Genomic DNA, 19102 nt, shown 5'->3' with positions numbered 1-19102 from the left:
AGGAGGGAGACTCGTACAAAGAGATTGTACAACAAGTCGTGAACGAATGCTTGCCATGAGCTGGGAAATGGTTTTCTGCTGGGAGCTTCAAGGGGGAGGTCCGATCGATGCGCTCGATTTGGTCGTGTGATGCGAAACGCTGATGCATGGAGGTTGCCGGAGAGTTTGTAGGACGACGCAGTATCGTTCGGTGAGGCGAAGCAGTGTCGCCAGTTGTTCCTCCGTGGCATCTGTCGAAAGATCGAAACACAGCCGGATCTGTTGAAACCCCACCGGCGTATCTTTGGAGATTCCGAGCGTGCCTCGAAAATCCAAGTTGCCTTCCGCCCGAACCGTTCCTTCCCGAATGTCGATACCGATGGCGGTCGCGACGGCGGCCAAGGTCACGCCGGCGCAGGCGGTCAGTGCCTCCAACAGCATGTTGCCGGAACAGGCCATGAGCCCGTTCCCGCCTGTGGCGGGATGCAGTCCCGCTTCAATCAGCGCGTTCCCGGTCGCAACGGTGCAGGAAAGTTCCGCTCCGAGACGTCCCTCGGCTTTCAACGTCAGGAGGGCCGTCTCCGGACGTTCACGATAGCGTTCTTTGAGTGGGGCTTGACGGGATCGGAGTTCGTTTGCCTTCATCGCGCACCTCGAATGAGTACAGGGTGACGTTCAGTAGTGGCGCTCGCCGGCGAGTCTACTGCAAAGCCAGGAACGGGTCTATCACGAGTGCTCAAAGGCTGAGTAGCTGTAGTAAGGGGATGGGTGTTGTGTTTGAGCATAGGCGTTGAGCCTACGTACGCGGCTGACCGCAATGGATAGGAGTGGCCATGAGTGGGGTGCCAGAGTGTGTAGGGTTCTTGATACAGGGCGCATCAATAGACATGCCAGCTGGGCTTCTCGATCTATCGCCAAGAGGCAGGGGAGGATTTGTTGCAGAATGGCCCCATGAGCGTGGCGGGATGGACGTGTGTCAGGCAGTGAGCGGATATGTTGTGTAGGGCTCGTTGCCATTCTTGGATAGAGACTCCTGCAACAAGTTGATATTGCGCCGTAACTGATAGGTGGTGCGAACCGGATTCTTGGATAATGGACATGCCGGGCTGGCATTGTCTTTGCTCCTTTTGGAGGTAGGTGCCTGAGGATGTCGTACGGTGCGAGTCCCTATTCAGAGGGCGGTGTGAGCGGAAAGGAGTCGATCCATGACACGCAAGATGGTGGTCATGTTAGCGTGGATGTTCCTGTCGGGATGCGCGCTCGACTACCGGCAACCGATTGATGTGGGCGTGGCGATCGGTGCGCCATTGCCGATGCCGGTTCATTCTGTTGGGCCGCCGCCGTGGGCGCCGGCGTATGGCTATCGCGCGCCGCTCTATGAATATTATTACTATCCCGATTCCGGCGTGTATTACAGTCTGGCCACCGGCACGTATTTCTACATGCAGCAAGGGGGCTGGCAGTTTGGCGTGACGCTTCCTGCCGGCGTAATGATCAATCCCGGAGCCTATGTGAGTCTGCGGTTGGCGACCGACCGGCCCTATCTGTTGTACGGTGAACATCGTGCGGCGTATCGTGGCTGGCGCCAGTATTCGCATGGCGGATACGAGTCCTATCGATCAAGGGGGCATGAGTACGGACATGAGCATGGGCACGGACATGGGCACTGGAGATAGTCTGTGTCTGGCGCTGCACGGAAAGTTCGAATATACGTTGTGCTTGATTCGATAGTTGGTAGAATGGGCATTGAGACGAGGAAATTAGTAGAAACGTACAAATGGGTTTTTTTAAGGAGGACGCATGGCCGACAATCAAATTTCGATCAATCCGTGGAAGCTGGCCACGATTGGCTTACTCATCATCGGTGGGACGGTCATGGTGACCACCTTCGTGATCGGCCAGAAAAACACGGCGGATTCCGGGGCTGCCAGCACTTCTGCGGCTCAGACGGCGGCTGCCCATAAAGCGAATAATCCCACCCCCGCGCATGCCCGGACGCAGCAGGCGGCGAATACGGCTTCGGCCCAGCCGTCGCCCGCCATCATCGAAGCTTGTAACCGGTATGCGAACGAACAGGTGACTGGGAAAACGACGGAAGTGGTGAAGGATGCGGGCATTGGCGCGGTGCTGGGCGCTGCCGTCGGGGCCGCCGGCGGGGCGATCGCGGACGGTGGCAAAGGCGCCGGCAAAGGCGCGGCGATCGGTGGCATCGTCGGGGCAACCGGCGGAACCCTCTTTGGATTAAACGAAAATAGAACGAACGACGAACGGTATAAAGCGGCCTATACTTCCTGCATGCATGCCAAAGGGTATCCAGCCTAACTAAGGATGCGGCGGCATCGGAGAGACGAGCGTTCGCTCTCCGGTGCCGCCGCCATTTTCCCTACACGCTGTTTTTCCCGACCGAGTCTCGCTACAATCATCCCATCGTGATCGGCATTGATGAAACACGGAGTGCTGTGCCCCGTCTGTGTCTGCCAACCGTGTGATGAGAAAGGATCCCTATGGCGACAGAGCACTGGATGCCGCGTCCCTGGAATGCGGAGCTGATGGGATGCATCTGGCTGCCGCGCCTGTTGGATAAGGGGCGGCAAGCCTTGGAAAGCCGCCGCCAAGGCAAAGATCTGATGAATAGCTATCTCTTCGGCAATAACGATTATGCCGATGGCAAGCTCCTCACGTTCCTGCGTACGAACGATGCCCATGTTCTGGGGCTGCTCCGGGAATCGAATGATGACGAGGCGGTGGCCAAACAGCTCCTGGCCGAGAGCGGCCGTTCAGCCGCTGAGGTGAAGGCCTGGTCCAAGCGGTTTCGCGCCGTCAATGCCCCGTTCGCCGCGATGTGGGATGCGGACGAAGGCCGGAGAGCGCCGGGTGCCGGCACGACTGCGCTGAAATTGTTCTACAACTATTTGATGATGCCGCCGGTGTATGTGATCTTTGCAATTGCGGAAGCGCTGCGGCCACGCAAGCGCGGCTGATAATCGAATCCGGTCGTCGAGCGGGCTGTGTCAGAACGACCAGAGACAGGCCGGGCCGACCAATCAGACAAACTCTACGGCGCGTGCCGGGAAATAGATCCAGACCTGCTAGACCCGCACCGTGACGCGCAAGAACGTGGCGGGGATGGATGTGGCATCTTTACGTGGGCTGGTGTTTTGGTTGGTGAACAGCACCTCCAGCTCTTTTTGCAACTCACCGGCCCGCCCGCTCTTTTCCGCCGCTTCGAAGGCATTCATGGTCGGACCATAGTATCTTCTAAACACCTCGACGAGTGCCGAAGGCGTGCCTGGAAAATTGAAGACAAACGTGTCTTTGGCGAACGAGATGTTCTCCTGAGGAATTCCCGCAGCCGTAAAGCGTTCAATCACGTGGCTCTCGATCCCCCAGGTCATCGGGCTCACGAAGCCTTCCGGAGGCGGCGGCGAGTAGGCGGAGCTGATTGTTAAAATTTGCGCGACCAATGTCGGATCATTGGGAATCCAGTTCCCCATCACGATCCGCCCCCCGGGCTTGGTCACGCGCACCATCTCCTTAGCCACATCGAACGGTTTAGGCGCGAACATGGCGCCAAAGATGCTCACGACCAGATCGAACGCATGATCCTGCAACTCGTGCAGATTCGTCGCGTCGCCTTCCTGAAACGTGCAGTTCGTGAGGCCCTGTTCTTGTGCGCGCTTATTTCCGGCCTCAACCAGGTTCCTCGCGATATCCACGCCCAACACGTCTGCGCCGAGTTTCGCTTCGGGTAATGCCGTCGTGCCATCGCCGCATCCGAGATCCAGCACCTTGAGCCCCTTGGTAATGCCGAGTGTTGTCACGAGCGTCTCTCCGCTCTCTCTCATGCTCGCTGCGATGCGGGTAAAATCGCCCTTTTCCCAGAGGGCTTTGTTTGGATTCATGGAATGTCTCCTCTCTTGCGGTCATGGAAATTATGACGCGCCGGATGCCTGCTCGGACGACAGGGCGGCCTCACCCAGACCTCGTGCGAATAGTATAGGAACAGAGTAGCAGATGCTACGCGGTCAGGCCGGGGTGACCGCGTGCTGGGGAAGCGTGGCGGAGGATTAGCCCCGCCCGTCATCCCTCATACTTGAGCTGGTAAAAGATAAGGCCCGCGAGAGCGATCGCGCACAATGCGGCTCCTGCATAGAAAGTGGATGACGGGCCGAGCTGATCCCATAAGAATCCCGCCAGCACGCTGGCGATGAGCATGGCCAGCCCGCTCGCGAGGTTGAAAAAGCCATAGGCCGTTCCGCGCAGATCGGCGGGCGCCGCGTCGGCCACCATGGTGACGAGCAAGCCTTGCGTCATGCCCAGGTGAAGCCCCCACAGGCCCACACCCGCGACCACCGTGTTCCAATGGTCGTCAGCCGCCAAGACCAGATCGGCCGCCACCAAGACGAGCAGCCCGAGTGACAGCAATTTCGTGTGGCGCATCCGGTCGGAGAGCTTGCCGAAGGGGTATGCGGTGGCGGCGTAGATGACGTTCATCGCCACCATGACGAGGGGGACGAAGGCGATGGGAATGCCACCGCGCTGCGCCCGCAGCACCAGAAAAGCCTCGCTGAATCGCGCCAGCGTGAAGACCGCCCCACATCCGACCACCCACCAATAGCGAACTCTTAAGCGGGCCAGAGTCTCCCAGTGAATCGGGGGGTGTCCTTTGGAGCCATGCCGAGCGTCAGGCTCGTGGATGCCGAACCACAAGAGGACGACCGCCAGCAGGCCCGGCACTACCGCGACCCAAAAGACGGCCCGGAAATCGTCGGCCCAGAGCAGCATCAATCCCACGGCGAGCAGCGGGCCGAGAAACGCGCCGACCGTATCGAGCGATTGCCGCAACCCGAACGCGGCGCCTCGGATCGCAGGCGGGGCAAGGTCGGCGATCAGCGCATCCCGTGGCGCGCCGCGCACGCCTTTGCCCACCCGGTCCAGCAGGCGGGCGGTCAGCACCAGGCCGATGCCGGAGGCCAGCGCAAACAGGGGCTTGGTGAAGGCGCCCAACGCATAGCCGAAGACGGCCAGCCCCTTCCGCTTGCCCCAATAGTCGCTCAGCGTGCCTGAAAAGACTTTGACGACCAGCGCCAGCGACTCGGCGAGCCCTTCCACGATGCCGACGGCGAGGGTGCCGGCTCCCAGCGTGGTCACCATGAACAACGGCAGCAGGCTGTGGATCATTTCAGAGGAGATGTCCATCAAGAGGCTGACGAAGCCCAGCACCCAAATGCCTGAAGGCATGTCACGGAGAGAACGCCCGGTCACAGTCACAGATGAGCTCCTGGTCCAGCGTATGTGGTGCAATGAGGATCTGGCGAAGGCGCGGGGTCATTCTACAGGTGCGGAGCGGCCCATGCCATTGACGCGGGCTGAAGGCGGGGAGATTGGGGGAGGGGTCTGAAGCCGTGATGTGGAGAACACGATGCGGGATGAGAATGTTGGCAACGCTCGGAGCAGGGGCGCCGGATCGCCCCGTGCCGGGGAATAGAGGATTACAGGACCTGAGGGGGCGGGCAAAATCGCAGAATCTGGGGCTGTTTGAAATCACCGTTGAGCCACGTGTTCAGTTTTCAGACGGTTGGTGTGTATTCATTGGAGTGGGTTGCTCCTCGTTTCGCTCAAGTCTCTATGGATAGGTGCCGAAGAAGGAACGACGAGAGGTAGGGGTCGGCTCCGGGCTGGCCACCGTGGCGGGATTGACGATGAAGATTCTTCAACTCGGCAATTGTTATTTTGGGGGAGCCTTCCGGGAGATGGGGCATGAGGTCAAGTGGGCCTCAACCGATCCGGGCGCCGATGTGGTGCTGTCACCATTCCTGGTGGAGGCCAAGAATCTCCTGGCGGCCTTGCCGGCGGATTGGCGGCCCGACGTGATCGTCATGGGTGACCACAGCGGTTTTCCCAAGATTCTGGGATTGGAAGCGCTCTCGATTCCCCTTGCCTGGTATGCCGTCGATTCACACATCCATCATGACTGGCACCGGCATTATTCCGCGGTGTGGGACTTTGTCTTTGTGGCACAGAAGGAATGGGCGCCGCTCTATGCGCTGGAGCCTGACCGGCAAACCGTGTCGTGGATGCCGCTCTTTTGCCATGCGGCTCATGACCGTGATCTCAACAGGGCGCGGACGGCGCCGCTGGTGTTCGTGGGGACATTGAATCCGGCCTGGAATCCAGACCGGGTGGAGTTAATGCAGCGGCTGCAGGCCCGGTATCCGATCGACGTGCGCACCGGCGCCTATGTGGAGATTTTCAATCAGGCGCAGATGGTGTTGAATCAATCGGTCGCCGGCGACGTGAATTTTCGGACATTCCAGGCCATGGCCTGCGGCGCGATGCTGGTGACCGAGCGGGTGGGGAACGGGTTCGAGGAGCTGTTCCAGGACCGTGTGCACTGTGCCGTGTATGAGAAAGGCAATGTGGAGCAGATCGTGGAGATTGCCCGCTATTATGAGAACCATCCCTCGGAGCGGGAGGCGATTGCCGCGTGCGGACGTCAGGCCGTGCTGGCCCGCCACACGAGCCACCATCGGGCCGAGGCGCTGCTGTCCTTGATTGCGCGCTCGGATGTCTCCGCTATGGTCAGCAAGCGCCTGGCCCGCCAGGCCGCCATTCAAGGCAGCATGGCACAGGTTTACGATGTTGCGATGCGGTCCTACCTCAAGGCGGCGAATCGGGGAGAGGGTGAGCGAAAAACCGTATTCTATAACACCATAGCCAGGCAGTATGCCGAGCAAGGATTGGCCATTTGCCGGAGATTGGGGCCGATGGCCCAGGCCGCGTCCTGCCCGGCGGCCTAGCTGGTTATGACACCCTCCCGATAGCGCCGGATAAGAGTGCGCTGTCCTTTTTCCTGTCCGGCAAGGGCGAGCACCAAAGTAAATCAGAATTTCGAGTTGAGGCTTGTCTGTGAAGCGGTTCCGATAATCCTCGGCCCTCCGTTTGTTTCATCTGTGCAGGCTAATGTGTTTCGGTATACGGGCGCTGCCACAGCTTCGTGAGCGTTCCCTCGTGCGCAGCCGTCCAGAGCCATCCGGCATTGCCAGCAGCCATGTAGAGCGTCGTGGGCATGAGAGGCTTTCGGAAGGCTGCCATGGCGTCAGGCGGGATGGCACGCCCCTCAGCGAGTCGTGCACAAGCCTCGTCGAGTGCGGCGGATAGATGGTGGACCACCTGTCCAGCTTCGTTCAGCGAGCGCCCGCTGATGGTCCCGCCGCCACCGAGTTGCAACGCCCCAGCCCAGCGCGCGCCGGTTTCACGAGCAAAGAGCGCAGAAATGGCCGCTGCCACGGAACAATGCCGTGCTTCGGGGAAGCCACAGTTGACGAGCAGTGCGACGGTGAGCGGCGGCGGCGAGGTGAGAGACCGTCGATCGGCGGCAATGGCTTCAAGCGATCGGGTAACAAGCGATGGCAGCGAGTCGATGTACAGGGGCGTCGCGATAAGCAGCAGGTCGTGCGCGCGCGTGTCAGCGGTGAGCGCGGCAAGCCCATGCGCCGAGTGAGCATCGTGCTGGCCCCACCGCGTGGTGGTGGCGATGCCGCGGGCCTCGAGGCGCGCCAGCATCTCGCGCCCCAGCGTTTCCGAGGTGCTGGTGCCGCGCGGCTTGGCGCTCCCCACCAGCAGCAACGCGTGTTGTGGAGGGGCTGCGGTGTCCCCTGCGCAGGGCAATGCCGGGAGAAGGTGATCCACATCGTCAATGTGCGCGGGTGTTTTCACGGATGGTGGCGTCGTCATCTGGTCGAGGAGTGCCGTGCAGACGGCCAATTCACGCCTCTCATCGGGAGGCCCTTCAAGGACCGCGACCGCGTGCGGCTGGGCCGCAAAGTTGATCGCATTTCGGGCCACGAGTGTGCGCAGTGTGACCTCGGCTTCAGCATCTGGGCGGTCGAATGTGGCCACGACGCCGATCGTCAGGCGGTGTGCGTATCGCTGCGGGTGATGCACCTCGCCGTCGATCCGTGTGAAGAAGGGGAGGAGGACGCCGAGAATCCGGTCCAGCGCCTTCTTGAGTTCGGACGAATACCCGCCGAACGTCACCGGGGTGAGATAGATCACGATATCGCTCTGCGCGAAGGACTCGGCAATACTGCGGCCGGCATCGTCGATCTTGCAGAGACCGGGCGTATGGACCCAGCACTCAAAGCAGCCCTGGCACCAGGCTACGGAGATCTCGAGCATCCGCCGCACATCGACCTGTGCGCCGCGCTCTTTGAGTGCGCGCACTAGGTAGGTTTCGCATCGTGAAAGGCGCGAATCAGGACCGATCGCTCCGTTGAGGAGGAGTGCACGCATGATGACCACCCATCGATATCATGGCGGTACAAACACGGAGGCACTGAACGGGAATATTCTACTGTGCAGGATTAGCGTGGTCTATGGGCTTGTGAGTCGGGGGGCAATCTGGTGGCGTATGGCCGATGGCAATGGGAAATTGAAACCGGCGAGATGCGCGGCACGCGATGAAGAGCACCTCAGAAGACCGCCACGCGCCGTGAAATGGCGGATGAGAAGACCCTGATTGTGCGATTCTTGTGCAACGTTATTCCGTGTCTCCGGGAAATAGTTTCTCAAACCAAGCCCCTCTCTGTTCGTCCGACTATCTGTACAGTCGTCAGGCGTGTGCCGTGAGATTGAAAATCACGTCGATCTATGTCGATGAGTTTGGGATATGTTTCCCAGACATGTATGGTTTGTCATGCTGCTCGGACAATCCTGCGTGCGACAAATTTTGTAAATAGTGGCTGATCTGCAGGAAATATCAGGGGATGCCTATTGGCACCGGCCTTGCTCTAGTCCAGTCGTGTTGGGCCCAGTGTTTTCTATTCACGACAAGGATCGGTTTCTTTTGCCGCGCGGCCGCGCATGCGAAGGAAATGCTGGTCTTGATGAAGGAGCAAGTCATGAAACACCCGCTGTTCCGTTTCCTCTTGGTCCTCCTGGTGGCCAAGGGTTTGATCGCGGTTGATGCGACGCCCAGCCATGCACTGGGGTTGTTCGGCTCACAAACTGATACGTTTTGCCAGTCGTACAACGGCACGACCCCGTACGCCGATCAAAGCTGCGCGCTCTGCCATGTCAACGGAGTGCCTCCAGCCTTAAACAGTACGGGGACCTTGTTTAAAAATAATGGGTTCGCACCTTCAGCTGCGATGTGTCCGGTCAAGAACACCGCGCCAATCGCCAATGCGGGTCCGAATCAAACGGTCGCGCTTGGCACGACGGTCACGCTAAACGGCACGGGATCCAGCGACGTCGATGGCAATCCTCTGACGTACCAGTGGTCGTTTGTATCCCAGCCGGCAGGCAGTGGCGCTACGCTTGCCAACCCGACTACAGCCAAGCCGACGTTTCTGGCTGGCATGGCTGGACAATATGTCGTCCAGCTCATCGTCAATGACGGGCTTGTGAACAGCCTGCCGGCAACCGTGACGATCAGCACGTCCAATACGGCACCGGTGGCCAATGCGGGGCCGAATCAGACGGCCAGAATGGGAGCCACCGTAACGCTCGATGGCAGTGGATCGACGGATGCAGATGGCAATTCACTCACCTACCAGTGGGCATTTGTCTCCGTGCCAACCGGAAGTGCCGCAACGCTGATGGGGCCCGCCACCGTCAAGCCGACCTTCGTGGCGGATAAAGCGGGGGACTATCTGGTGCGGCTCATTGTGAACGATGGAACGGTGAATAGCGCTCCAGCGACCGTGACGATCACCACGACTAACACGGCACCGGTGGCCAACGCCGGCCCTGATCAGGCGGCCACGGTTGGCTCAACGATCACTTTGGACGGGAGTGGGTCAACCGATGTGGATGGCAATCCCTTGACCTACGACTGGATGTTCGTCTCCGTGCCGACGGGAAGCACCGCGACCTTCTCGAACCCGACGGCCGCAAAGCCGACATTCGTCGCTGACAGAGCTGGCCAATACGTGGCCCAGTTGATCGTCAATGATGGCATGGTCAATAGCTTACCCGATACTGTGACGATCACCACGACCGCCGTGAATCTGGCACCGGTCGCCAATGCCGGTCCGGATCAGACGGTCCCTGCCGGGTCAACGGTTCAATTGGATGGGAGCGCCTCCGCAGACGCTGACGGCAATGTGCTGCGCTATCAGTGGGCCCTGACCGTCAAGCCGACAGGGAGCAGGGCGACTCTGTCGAACGCGACGACCATGATGGCGAGTGTCATCGCCGATGTGGCCGGACAGTACGTGGTCCAGTTGACCGTCAATGATGGCATGGTCAACAGCGCGCCGGATACGGTCACCATTACGACGCTGGGAGGCAACACGGCGCCAGTCGCCAATGCCGGCCCAGATCAAACCGTGCAAACGGGGATGGTGGTGACCTTGGATGGCAGCCTGTCCAGAGATGCCGACGGGAATCCGCTGACATTCCTGTGGGCCTTGACGACGAAACCGATCGGCAGCACCGCGGTGCTGTCCAATCCCGGCGCCATGCGGCCGACGTTTACGGCAGATCTGAGCGGCGAATATATCGCCCAGCTCATCGTCAACGATGGAACAGTATCCAGCATGCCGGATACGGTCATGATCAAAACCAGCACGATTCCACAGGCCTCAGGCGTCTATATCCAACGGGCCAAGTGGACTGCGAGCACGGGCAAACTCACGGTGGTCGGACGGGCGCCGAAGAATGCGACCGTTCAGATCCTCGATGCGGACAGTGGCACGTTGCTCACGACGGTGTTAGCGGGGGATACGGGGCGCTTCCGGGCCTTTATTACCCCCATGCCGTTTGTGCCATGCGCCGTCCAAGCCACGGCGAATGGGTTGTCCAGTGAGATGACACCCGTCGCAGGGGCGCCGACGAACTGTGGCGTGAACGGCGGAGCCCCTGCCGTGCAGAAAGGCGGGCAAAAGCGGATGAGTCGATAGACGACGCCTCGTCTACGAAGGTCCGTCCCGGGATCGGTGAGGGCATATCAAATGCTCTCGCCGATCCCCATATGTTCAGCCACTCGGACCGAGGATTCTAATAGAGTCTTCTGGCTGGTCAACGACAAGTAACGGCTCTCGGCCCGAGGCCGAGCATGAGCGCAAAGGGAACTGTTACGACAATGCAGTGGTGGAGAGCTTCTTCAACAGCCTGTAGAATGCATTGGAGCATCACGGGCGGCTGCATCAGAGTCTGGGTTATCACAGGCCGATGGAGTTCAAACGATGGATCGGTGCCCCGTAACCTGGCGGCCATAAACCCGAGGCACCTCAACCCGACCCCGCTACTTCTTCCGCGCATCCCTGTCTTGGATTCCGCGTGGAGAGGCGGCCGGAGGGCATGACGTCTGCTGGGCGTGTCGGATGGCAAGACCTGGAAATGGTTCCTGACACCTTTTTCTTTCCGGCTAAAAAAACATTCTCCAGCGCCAGTTGGCCGATCTTCGCATGCAGCGTCTTGAGATCCGGCGTGTCGGCTGGCGGGGGCGCCCCGCCAAACACGTCCGCCGCCCGCGCCAGCAACTGCTGCTTCCATTCGGTGATCTGGGTGGGATGGACGCTGAATTGCTCAGCCAATTCGGCCAGCGTCTTGTCGCCTTTGACCGCCGCCAACGCCACCTGCGCCTTAAACGTGGCCCCGTGATTCCGTCGTGTTCGCTTCATCGCCTCGCTCCTTTCGTCGGCCACCCCTCAGCAGGGTGGGTGAAGCCAGGCTACCACTTAGCACACTGTCCGAATTTCCGGAGCCCCCTCTATGAGCGCCATGTTGACGCTGCATCACCTAGGACTCCGTGAACAAACACAATTAAACGGTTCTTTTCATTCGATGGAGTGCAGGCTGTTGATGGACTGGTAATTTGCGAATCCCAAGACTCATTAGGTAAAAGGACACTCGGCGGAACCGAGGAGCAAGAAACGGTTGCGACCATGACAATCCCAAGCATGAGGGGCCGAGTTAGGGGCGAGCCCCATGCACTACGACAAGGTTTTTTCTCAATGCTTTGTCTCATAAGCAGAACCTTTCTTGAGATAGTTGGCAAACTCAAAAATGAACCAAATCAATATCGAAGGATCAGGGGAAAGTCTTGCTGGTATAGTTTTCGGCGACGAGCCTCGCTAAACCTGCACTCAGTGTGCTCAGCTCTTTCTTTAGCGCTATGCAAGTTATCAATCCTAATTATAATAAACCACTTTCGCAAGTCGAACAAAGACCACTTTGGGGAGGAGCGTGGACGGTATGTCACCAAGCGAAGGCCAGACGAAAATAAAAGGGTCGCCCATCTCGAAGGCTCCGGTCAGGAGGGCAAGACACCTCGTGCACCCTCACGGGGCTCGTGGGGCGAGGCCTCAGGTGACGACGGTTCTCTTGTAGCGCTCCCCCTGAATCAACCCAGGCAGCTTGATTTCAGGGAAGCACTACAGGCTTCTACAACCGTCAGCGGCTCCATGGCCCCTTGCTGTGGTGCGGCGGCCAACCAATATAGCTGTAAATACTGGCAACTAACTATCACCGCAAGTCGCTGAGCAACTGGTCTGCTTTAACCGATGTTCTGTTAACTTTCCAATCTATTTCAAGCTGATGGACAAGTGGCTCGGGCAAGGTGTCGGCATAAATCGATGCCGTTATCGTTACCACGCAGTTGGCTTTTGCGCCAATCACAAAGCTAGGATTCAGACTGACCTCTCTTTGAGGCTGCAACGCCCTCAATTCTAGGTGTGTCCTCCATTTGTTGCCCTGCATTTCGGGCTCATCCTCTCGCTGCTCAACACCCCCTGTCCATATCACACCGCTGCCAGATTTACTGGGAGGCGAGAGCTTTGCTTTTGAAATGGAGGACAGAATTACTTCACCTCCATCAGAGACTATGCGGACATCCACGTATACATCTCGAGCACCAACCGCTCCAATATTTTTCAGCCAAAAACGAACCGGCCGATAATACTTGCTAAAAACGATATGTCGAACCATTTCCCTGTAATAGTCTTTATTCGGATGCAGCCACGCCATGGATAGGAGCCCTGTTGATTCGGACTTATACTCATCCTGCAATTTTGGTTCTTGGTAATCAGGTATCGAGTCAAAGTCTGAAATCTCTAACAAATCGCTTTCGAACGTAACCTTGGAGCCTGCTTTCACTCCAGTAGCAGGGTCTGCAAATTCAAACAAGATGTCAGTCACCGGCTTTGAATTTAGCCCGCCCTTAAGGCCAAGTCCTTGCTCTACCAGCAACGTGCGAAGTTGCATTTCGATCTGCTTGGCCAACTTATCGCGGAATTCAATTGGGCTCGCATATGCTTCAACAAGGCCTTTGGGGAAAGTCTTCTGTTTGAAGTCTCGCAACTTTTGCAGTTGTACAAGATCGATGTGTTCCGGATCTTGCTTTACCTTAGAGAAGTAAAGCATCACGGGCTTTCCCTGGTTTGCTACTCGTTCGATCTCTTCGAGCGTTCCGCTATCCGCGATTCCTGTTGGACTGCCTACTCGAGTCCAAAAAATTCCTACCAGTAAATCACAGTGATCTACAACTTGGCGGTTGATCACTTCTTGAGGGCGCCGCCCATACTCTGGCGCCGAGTGCGTTTCCCATCTTAGTGGTAGCAAAACGAGCTGACGCTCAGAGGAATTCAAATCGTTCCACTCCTGAATGGTCTTGACAGCAATCTCGCGTTCTTCCTCCACGTCGGATGGGGAAGCAATCAATATTCGAAAGACTTGAGCGGGAAAAGACATATTCGCCGGGCTCCCATTGTTCAGGAAATGCTGCCACACGGGTGGCCTGCGGTAGGCCACTAGCACCTATCAGAAATCACATAATGGGTCTTATGTTGAGACCTGGAAGATTATGTCGATACCAATGCGTCTTTGACGCGCCGGACCTTAATCTTCCCAACCTGTTTCTCCACTTGCGCCAGGTCGTAAGCCGCCTGCATCCGCAACCAGGTCTCCGCGCCGCCGCCAAAGGCTTTTTCAAGACGGATCGCCATTTCTGCCGAAATCCCGGCCTTGCCGCTGACCAAGTTGTTCATGGCCTGCCGGGTGACACCCAGTACCTTGGCGCCTTCGGTCACAGAGAGGCCAAGCGGTTCGAGGCAATCATGCCGCACCGCCAAGCCTGGATGGGGAGGGTTCTTCATACGCATCGTAGGGCTCCTTAATGGTAGTCAATCAGATCTACGTCGAAGGCGCTGCCATTCTCAAATCGAAACACAATCCGCCAATTGCCGGATACAGTTACGGACCAGAAGCCTGCCAGCTCTCCCTTTAAGGGGTGGAGCCGATAGCCTGGCAGCCCCATGTCTTGCACGATCATCGCTTCATTTAGCCGCGCCAGGATGCGGGCAATCTTGTCAATCTGTGATGCCGGTAATTTTCGCCGGTCATCGTCCTCAAAGAATCTTGCAAGCCCCTTGTGCTTGAAACTCTCGATCACGCCTACCATCCTGCTCGTGTCAGGCGTAACTGTCAAGTATGCCTTTACAGTGAGAGAGGGCTCGGCTGTCTGAGTGGCCATAGGGCCTCGTGTTTCTGTTGGTGCCGCTCTTTCTCGCCTCTCCCTTTGTATTGGGGAAGGGCGGCCAGGGGCTTTCCGGTTTGCGCGTATTGACCGAGCACCGCCCCTGCATTGTCACTACAATCGGCTTTTGCGTGCGCGGGCAGCGAGCATAGGAAAGCACCTGGTTGCCCCTACGTTCCCTTCTCCTCTCCACTCCACATCTAAGGACTATCTGGCCGCTCCGTCTCACGCTCTTGCATATCAATCTTTGGCCCCCTTACAATGTCCTCTCCGACAGCCTAACCCCTTGGCATTCTGGCACTTTCAGGATGCCGGTGCGATAGACGAGGAGCCTCCTTCATGCGCATTGAGTATTCGAAGGGCGAGCGGGCTTCCAAAGAACTGATTCTCCTGAATCGTCAGAGTTTTGAAGCTAGCAGCGGCCGGAAGATGAAGGTCATGCTGATCTTCCCGCCGGACTGGTTTCCCTCCGAACCCTATCTGAGCCTTCCCTCCCTTACCGCTGTCCTCCGTCAGGCCGGTCATACCGTCATCCAAAAAGACATCAACCTCGAAATGTGGGACTGGTACTTCAGCGAGGACTTTTTGAAGAAAGTCCTGCGCCGGGTGCCGCAGCAACTTGACCGGCTCCGGAAGCTCTCCAAGAAGCGGGATCTGGACGCCAACGAGATGGATTTGCAGCTGGCGCTTTGCGATGTGACTAGGCAGCGGATCGATGAATTGATCAAGAAAGCGGAGAAGGCGAAGGCAATTATCCGCGGAGAAGTCTTCTACGAAATCGACCAGTTAGAGTGGGCCATTCAAGTGTTCCGCGAAGTGACTGCGGTCATTTCGATGGTCTATGCCCCGGCGCGGATCTGCATGCCGCCGATGGAGACGGATCTGTCCTATAAGGTCTTCGTCTCCTCCGAAGTGATGGAGGCGGTGAACGACGAACAGGTCAATATCTACCGCGATGTGTTCGAGCATCTGGTGAAGCCGGCGATTGAGCAGGCCCAGCCGGACGTGATCGGGATCTCGATCGTTCTGCAGCAGCAGATGTTCTCCACCATGACCTTCTGTGCCCTCATCAAGCAGCACTTCCCCCATATCCACATCACGATCGGCGGCAATACGGTCACGCGCCTGCGCGATGTGCTGCCGCAGTCGCCCCTGTTCCAATACTTCGACAGCGCCGTGGTCTATGAAGGGGAGACGGCCTTCGTCCAGCTGGTCTCGGCGGTGGGGGCGAAGCGGAGCCTGGCCGAGGTGCCCAACACGATCTATAAGGACGCCACCGGCGTCCATACCTCCGCGACTAGCTTTGCGGAAGACATGCATGCGCTGCCTCCGCCGGATTTTGACGGATTGCCGCTGGAGAAGTATTTCGTCCCGACGAAGATTCTGCCCTATCTGGCGACGCGCGGCTGCTACTGGGGCCGCTGCGAGTTCTGCGACCATGGCGAGGGCTATACCGCCGGCTATCGGACGAAGAAGATTCAGGACATTCTCGGCGAAATCCAGCACCTGCGCGACAAGTACGGGGCGAAGCATTTCCATTTCACCGACGAGTCCTATCCGCCGGCGCTCTTCCGCAAGCTGACGCGCGGGTTGATCGACAGCAAGATGGACATCTTCTGGACGACACACATGCGGTTCGAGAAGAGTTTGCTTGAGGATCAAGTTTGGCAGGATGCGAAGGAGTCTGGCTGCAAGTATCTCCACTTCGGCTACGAGTCGGGGAACGAGCGGGTGCTGAAGCTGATGGACAAGGCCACGACGACCGCCATCATGACCGAGCATTTGAAACGCACCGCTGAAGCGGGCATCTGGAACCACTGCATGGGCTTCTTCGGCTTTCCCGGCGAGACGAAGGAAGAGGCCTGGTCGTCGGTGGAGTTCCTAGAGCAGAACAAAGAGCATGTGCATTCGCTGGGGTTCGGCACGTTCGACCTGGGCCGGCATAACCCGGTGGCGAAGCATCCGGATAAGTGGGGCGTGACGGCCTACAAGAACCCCGAGTGGGACTTGGCGCTCGACTACTATTACACGGTGAAGAACGGGATGAGCATCGAAGAGGCCGAGCGGGTGTTCGAACAATTCGAGCGGAACCATTATTCCGGCTGGGACCTGCGGCTCTATATCCGGGAATATATCTTTCTCTATATCGCCAAGTTCGGCTTGGAGAAGTTGCGGGATCTGCAATATCAAGCCGCCAAGATTGCCGGGCATACGCCGACGCTGGCGGGGAAGATGTGATGGGTGCGTGGCTAGGGGCGAGAGGCTAGAGGAATGAAGTGGTGCGATCGTTCCTCCCCTTTGTAAGGGGAGGCGAGGTGGGGTAGAGGTCCGGGGGAAGAATGGCAGTGACGCGCGATGAGCCGCGAAATAGAAAGAGCCTATGAGTAGCTCCGGTCTCGTACAGATAGACGGTTTGTCGCCGATCAAGAAAGAGGATCGGAAGACCTCCAAGGTGATGCTGCTGTTTCCGCCCGAGTGGGTGCCGACGGCGCCCTATCTGGCGCTGCCGTCGCTGACGGCGGTGTTGCGCGAAGCCGGTCATACGGTCGTGCAGCGCGACATCAACATCGAGATGTACGACCACTTCTTCACCATGGAGTTCCTGATCTGGGTGAAGGGCCGTCTGGGCATGCAGCTCAAGCCGCTGCAAGATAAGGAAAAGGCCGGGACGCTCACGGACCGCGAGGCGGATCAGAAGGCTGTGTTGGAGCAGGCCTATGCGGTGGATGTGTTCGATCTGGCCGAGCGGGCGGAAGACGCCAAGCTGATCGTGCGCGGCGAACGGTTTTACGAAGCCGAGAAGCTGGAAGGCGCGCTGAATTGCTTCCGCGAGGCGATGCAGTATATTTCCGCCGCCTACTATCCGGCCTCCCTCGTCTTCTATCCGATGGAAAGCAACCTGGGCTACAGGCCCGGCGTCTCGAAAGAAGTCTTTGCCTGTCTCGACGACGAGCAGGTGAATGTCTACCGCGATATCTGTAATCAGCTCGTGCTGCCGTCGGTCGCCAAGGAGAAGCCGGACGTGGTTGGCGTGTCCATCGGTACGCAGATGCAGCTGCTGGCGGGCCTGACCTTCTGCAAGATGATCAAGGAGACCTTCCCGCACATCAAGGTGGTGGTCGGGGGGAACGTGATCACGCGGCTGCAGGAAGAGCTGCCGCATCACGAGCGGTTTTTTACCGAGGTGTTCGATGCGGCGATCCTCTACGAAGGCGAGCATGCGCTGCTCTGGTACATCGAGGCGCTGAACGGCCAGCGGGCGATGGAGTCGGTGCCGAACCTCATGTATCGCCATGCCGACGGGGTGAAGCAGAGCAAGGAAGTCTATACGGAGAAGACGGCGGCCCTCCCGCTGCCGGATTTCGACGGCCTGCCGCTGGACCGCTACTTCGTGCCGGAGCTGATCATTCCCTATCTCGCGACGCGCGGCTGCTACTGGGGCCGCTGCACGTTCTGCGACCACGGACAGGGCTACTTCGATCAATATCGCGGGATGACGGCGCAGCATGTGATCGAGCAGGTGACGGCGCTGCGCGACAAGTACAACTGCCGGCATTTTCTTTTCAGCGACGAGTCCTATCCGCCGGCTTTGTTCAAGAAAGTTTCGCAGCTGCTGGTGGAGCACAACGTCGGCATCAAGTGGACGACGCTGATCCGCTTTGAGGAGACGCTGCAAGATCAGGCCATCTGGGATCTCGCCGCCAAGGCCGGCTGCTGCACGCTCTATTACGGCATGGAGTCGGCGAACGAGCGTGTGCTGAATCTCATGGACAAGCACGCGAAGAAGAGCGTGATCCAGAACAACCTCCACCAGGCGGCGAAGGCGGGGATTTGGAATCATGTAATGGCCTTCTACGGCTTCCCCGGCGAGACGCGCGACGAGGCACTGGAAACGCGCCAGTTCGTCATCGACAACCAGCCGGTGATCCATTCCGTGGAACTGTTCTACTTCGTGGCCTATCGGCACACGCCGATGGTGCGCAATCCGGAGAAGTTCGGCATCACGATCCACAAGCAGGAGGAGTACGACCTGCCGCTGGACTACTACTACACGCTGAACGAGCCGAGCACCCTCTCCTGCCTCGACGCGATGCAGCTTTGCGAAGAATTCTACAAGAACGATTTTCAGCCCTGGGCGGTGCGGGTGAACTCCCGCGAGCACGTCTTTCTCTATATCTCCAAGTTCGGGACGAACAAGCTGCCGCAGATTTACGCCAAGCAGCAGGTGGCGGTCGGCGCGGCTGAAGGGGTGTCAGGTCTCGTTACCTGGCCGGTAGCGCAGCCGGAGGGAGATGAGGGGATGAGTCGGGTCACGAGCCACGATGTTTCGTGAACGGTGAAACGTAAATCTTTCACCTTTCACGTCTCACGTTTCACGCGCCAGACTCATCCGGCACCAGGACGGCGGTGAGGAGAGCATACGAGGCTTCGACCAGCTTGGTCATCTCCTCGGCCTTCTTGTAGGCCTGCATGTAGGCTTTGGGATTGTTGGTCAGGTTTGAGTAGCGGGCAGGGTTCCAGGTATAGAGCTGCACGCGCTTGGCCCGTTCCAGATCCTCGGAGGTGACGGGGAGCGTGAGGCCCAGCACCTCCAGCGCATGGGCGACTTCTTTGGGGATGATATCGTCGGTCATGGGACTA

15 protein-coding genes and 1 pseudogene are annotated in these 19102 nt (G+C 58.5%); 7 read left to right on the top strand and 9 right to left on the bottom strand.

Annotated elements, in window-relative coordinates; all coding sequences use genetic code 11:
• Positions 1-87: 87 nt before the first annotated feature.
• Positions 88-624, bottom strand: coding sequence for an OsmC family protein (locus RI101_08220; protein MEC4890032.1), 537 nt, complete (start codon positions 622-624; stop codon positions 88-90).
• 560 nt (positions 625-1184) lie between these two features.
• Here RI101_08220 and RI101_08215 point away from each other — a divergent pair.
• The 3 genes from RI101_08215 to RI101_08205 all read left to right on the top strand — a co-directional run bounded on the left by RI101_08215 (position 1185) and on the right by RI101_08205 (position 2960).
• Positions 1185-1655, top strand: coding sequence for a hypothetical protein (locus tag RI101_08215; GenBank protein ID MEC4890031.1), 471 nt, complete (start codon positions 1185-1187; stop codon positions 1653-1655).
• Positions 1656-1779: 124 nt separating this feature from the next.
• A complete protein-coding gene (locus RI101_08210; GenBank protein MEC4890030.1) occupies positions 1780-2301 on the top strand; it encodes a hypothetical protein in 522 nt (173 codons plus the stop codon).
• 182 nt (positions 2302-2483) lie between these two features.
• A complete protein-coding gene (locus RI101_08205; GenBank protein MEC4890029.1) occupies positions 2484-2960 on the top strand; it encodes a DUF5069 domain-containing protein in 477 nt (158 codons plus the stop codon).
• Between the two features lie 108 nt (positions 2961-3068).
• On the opposite strand, the gene RI101_08200 is transcribed toward RI101_08205, so the two are convergent.
• A complete protein-coding gene (locus RI101_08200) occupies positions 3069-3881 on the bottom strand; it encodes a class I SAM-dependent methyltransferase (protein ID MEC4890028.1) in 813 nt (270 codons plus the stop codon).
• Between the two features lie 178 nt (positions 3882-4059).
• Positions 4060-5250, bottom strand: coding sequence for an MFS transporter (locus RI101_08195; GenBank protein ID MEC4890027.1), 1191 nt, complete (start codon positions 5248-5250; stop codon positions 4060-4062).
• Between the two features lie 365 nt (positions 5251-5615).
• Here RI101_08195 and RI101_08190 point away from each other — a divergent pair, with 365 nt between their 5' ends.
• Positions 5616-6779: a glycosyltransferase gene (locus tag RI101_08190; GenBank protein ID MEC4890026.1), complete on the top strand. Its 1164-nt coding sequence runs from the start codon at positions 5616-5618 to the stop codon at positions 6777-6779.
• Between the two features lie 160 nt (positions 6780-6939).
• Here RI101_08190 and RI101_08185 read toward each other — a convergent pair whose 3' ends face one another.
• On the bottom strand, positions 6940-8274 hold the full coding sequence (locus RI101_08185) for a flavodoxin family protein (protein MEC4890025.1): 1335 nt from the start codon (positions 8272-8274) through the stop codon (positions 6940-6942).
• Positions 8275-8882: 608 nt separating this feature from the next.
• On the opposite strand from RI101_08185, the gene RI101_08180 reads away from it, so the two are divergent.
• On the top strand, positions 8883-10886 hold the full coding sequence (locus RI101_08180; protein MEC4890024.1) for a PKD domain-containing protein: 2004 nt from the start codon (positions 8883-8885) through the stop codon (positions 10884-10886).
• Between the two features lie 471 nt (positions 10887-11357).
• On the opposite strand, the pseudogene RI101_08175 reads toward RI101_08180, so the two are convergent.
• The 4 genes and pseudogenes from RI101_08175 to RI101_08160 all read right to left on the bottom strand — a co-directional run bounded on the left by RI101_08175 (position 11358) and on the right by RI101_08160 (position 14377).
• Positions 11358-11609: pseudogene (locus tag RI101_08175) on the bottom strand (transposase).
• Between the two features lie 844 nt (positions 11610-12453).
• Positions 12454-13677 (bottom strand): hypothetical protein, encoded by a 1224-nt coding sequence (locus RI101_08170; protein ID MEC4890023.1) that lies wholly within the window; start codon positions 13675-13677, stop codon positions 12454-12456.
• A 110-nt stretch (positions 13678-13787) separates the two neighbouring features.
• A complete protein-coding gene (locus RI101_08165) occupies positions 13788-14087 on the bottom strand; it encodes a HigA family addiction module antitoxin (protein ID MEC4890022.1) in 300 nt (99 codons plus the stop codon).
• 11 nt (positions 14088-14098) lie between these two features.
• Positions 14099-14377: a type II toxin-antitoxin system RelE/ParE family toxin gene (locus RI101_08160; GenBank protein MEC4890021.1), complete on the bottom strand. Its 279-nt coding sequence runs from the start codon at positions 14375-14377 to the stop codon at positions 14099-14101.
• Between the two features lie 423 nt (positions 14378-14800).
• Between RI101_08160 and RI101_08155 the strand changes: the two genes are divergently transcribed.
• The gene (locus RI101_08155) at positions 14801-16699 is read left to right on the top strand and encodes a radical SAM protein (GenBank protein MEC4890020.1); all 1899 of its coding nucleotides are present in this window, start codon (positions 14801-14803) and stop codon (positions 16697-16699) included.
• A 142-nt stretch (positions 16700-16841) separates the two neighbouring features.
• Positions 16842-18794 carry a radical SAM protein gene (locus RI101_08150; protein MEC4890019.1) on the top strand — a complete coding sequence of 651 codons (1953 nt, stop codon included), beginning with the start codon at positions 16842-16844 and terminating at the stop codon, positions 18792-18794.
• A gap of 40 nt (positions 18795-18834) precedes the next feature.
• Here RI101_08150 and RI101_08145 read toward each other — a convergent pair whose 3' ends face one another.
• Positions 18835-19095, bottom strand: coding sequence for a hypothetical protein (locus RI101_08145; GenBank protein MEC4890018.1), 261 nt, complete (start codon positions 19093-19095; stop codon positions 18835-18837).
• Positions 19096-19102 lie beyond the last annotated feature (7 nt).

It is taken from the genome of Nitrospira sp., from assembly GCA_035968315.1.
Taxonomy (GTDB): Bacteria; Nitrospirota; Nitrospiria; order Nitrospirales; family Nitrospiraceae; genus Nitrospira_D.
Note: the sequence above shows the minus strand (reverse complement) of the source record. Positions and strands in the feature narration are given on the sequence as shown.

Coding starts and splice junctions, on each gene's coding strand:
- RI101_08220 (MEC4890032.1), bottom strand. CDS start 624: ATGAAGGCAAACGAACTCCGATCCCGTCAAGCCCCACTCAAAGAACGC.
- RI101_08215 (MEC4890031.1), top strand. CDS start 1,185: ATGACACGCAAGATGGTGGTCATGTTAGCGTGGATGTTCCTGTCGGGA.
- RI101_08210 (MEC4890030.1), top strand. CDS start 1,780: ATGGCCGACAATCAAATTTCGATCAATCCGTGGAAGCTGGCCACGATT.
- RI101_08205 (MEC4890029.1), top strand. CDS start 2,484: ATGGCGACAGAGCACTGGATGCCGCGTCCCTGGAATGCGGAGCTGATG.
- RI101_08200 (MEC4890028.1), bottom strand. CDS start 3,881: ATGAATCCAAACAAAGCCCTCTGGGAAAAGGGCGATTTTACCCGCATC.
- RI101_08185 (MEC4890025.1), bottom strand. CDS start 8,274: ATGCGTGCACTCCTCCTCAACGGAGCGATCGGTCCTGATTCGCGCCTT.
- RI101_08180 (MEC4890024.1), top strand. CDS start 8,883: ATGAAACACCCGCTGTTCCGTTTCCTCTTGGTCCTCCTGGTGGCCAAG.
- RI101_08170 (MEC4890023.1), bottom strand. CDS start 13,677: ATGTCTTTTCCCGCTCAAGTCTTTCGAATATTGATTGCTTCCCCATCC.
- RI101_08165 (MEC4890022.1), bottom strand. CDS start 14,087: ATGCGTATGAAGAACCCTCCCCATCCAGGCTTGGCGGTGCGGCATGAT.
- RI101_08155 (MEC4890020.1), top strand. CDS start 14,801: ATGCGCATTGAGTATTCGAAGGGCGAGCGGGCTTCCAAAGAACTGATT.
- RI101_08150 (MEC4890019.1), top strand. CDS start 16,842: ATGAGTAGCTCCGGTCTCGTACAGATAGACGGTTTGTCGCCGATCAAG.
- RI101_08145 (MEC4890018.1), bottom strand. CDS start 19,095: ATGACCGACGATATCATCCCCAAAGAAGTCGCCCATGCGCTGGAGGTG.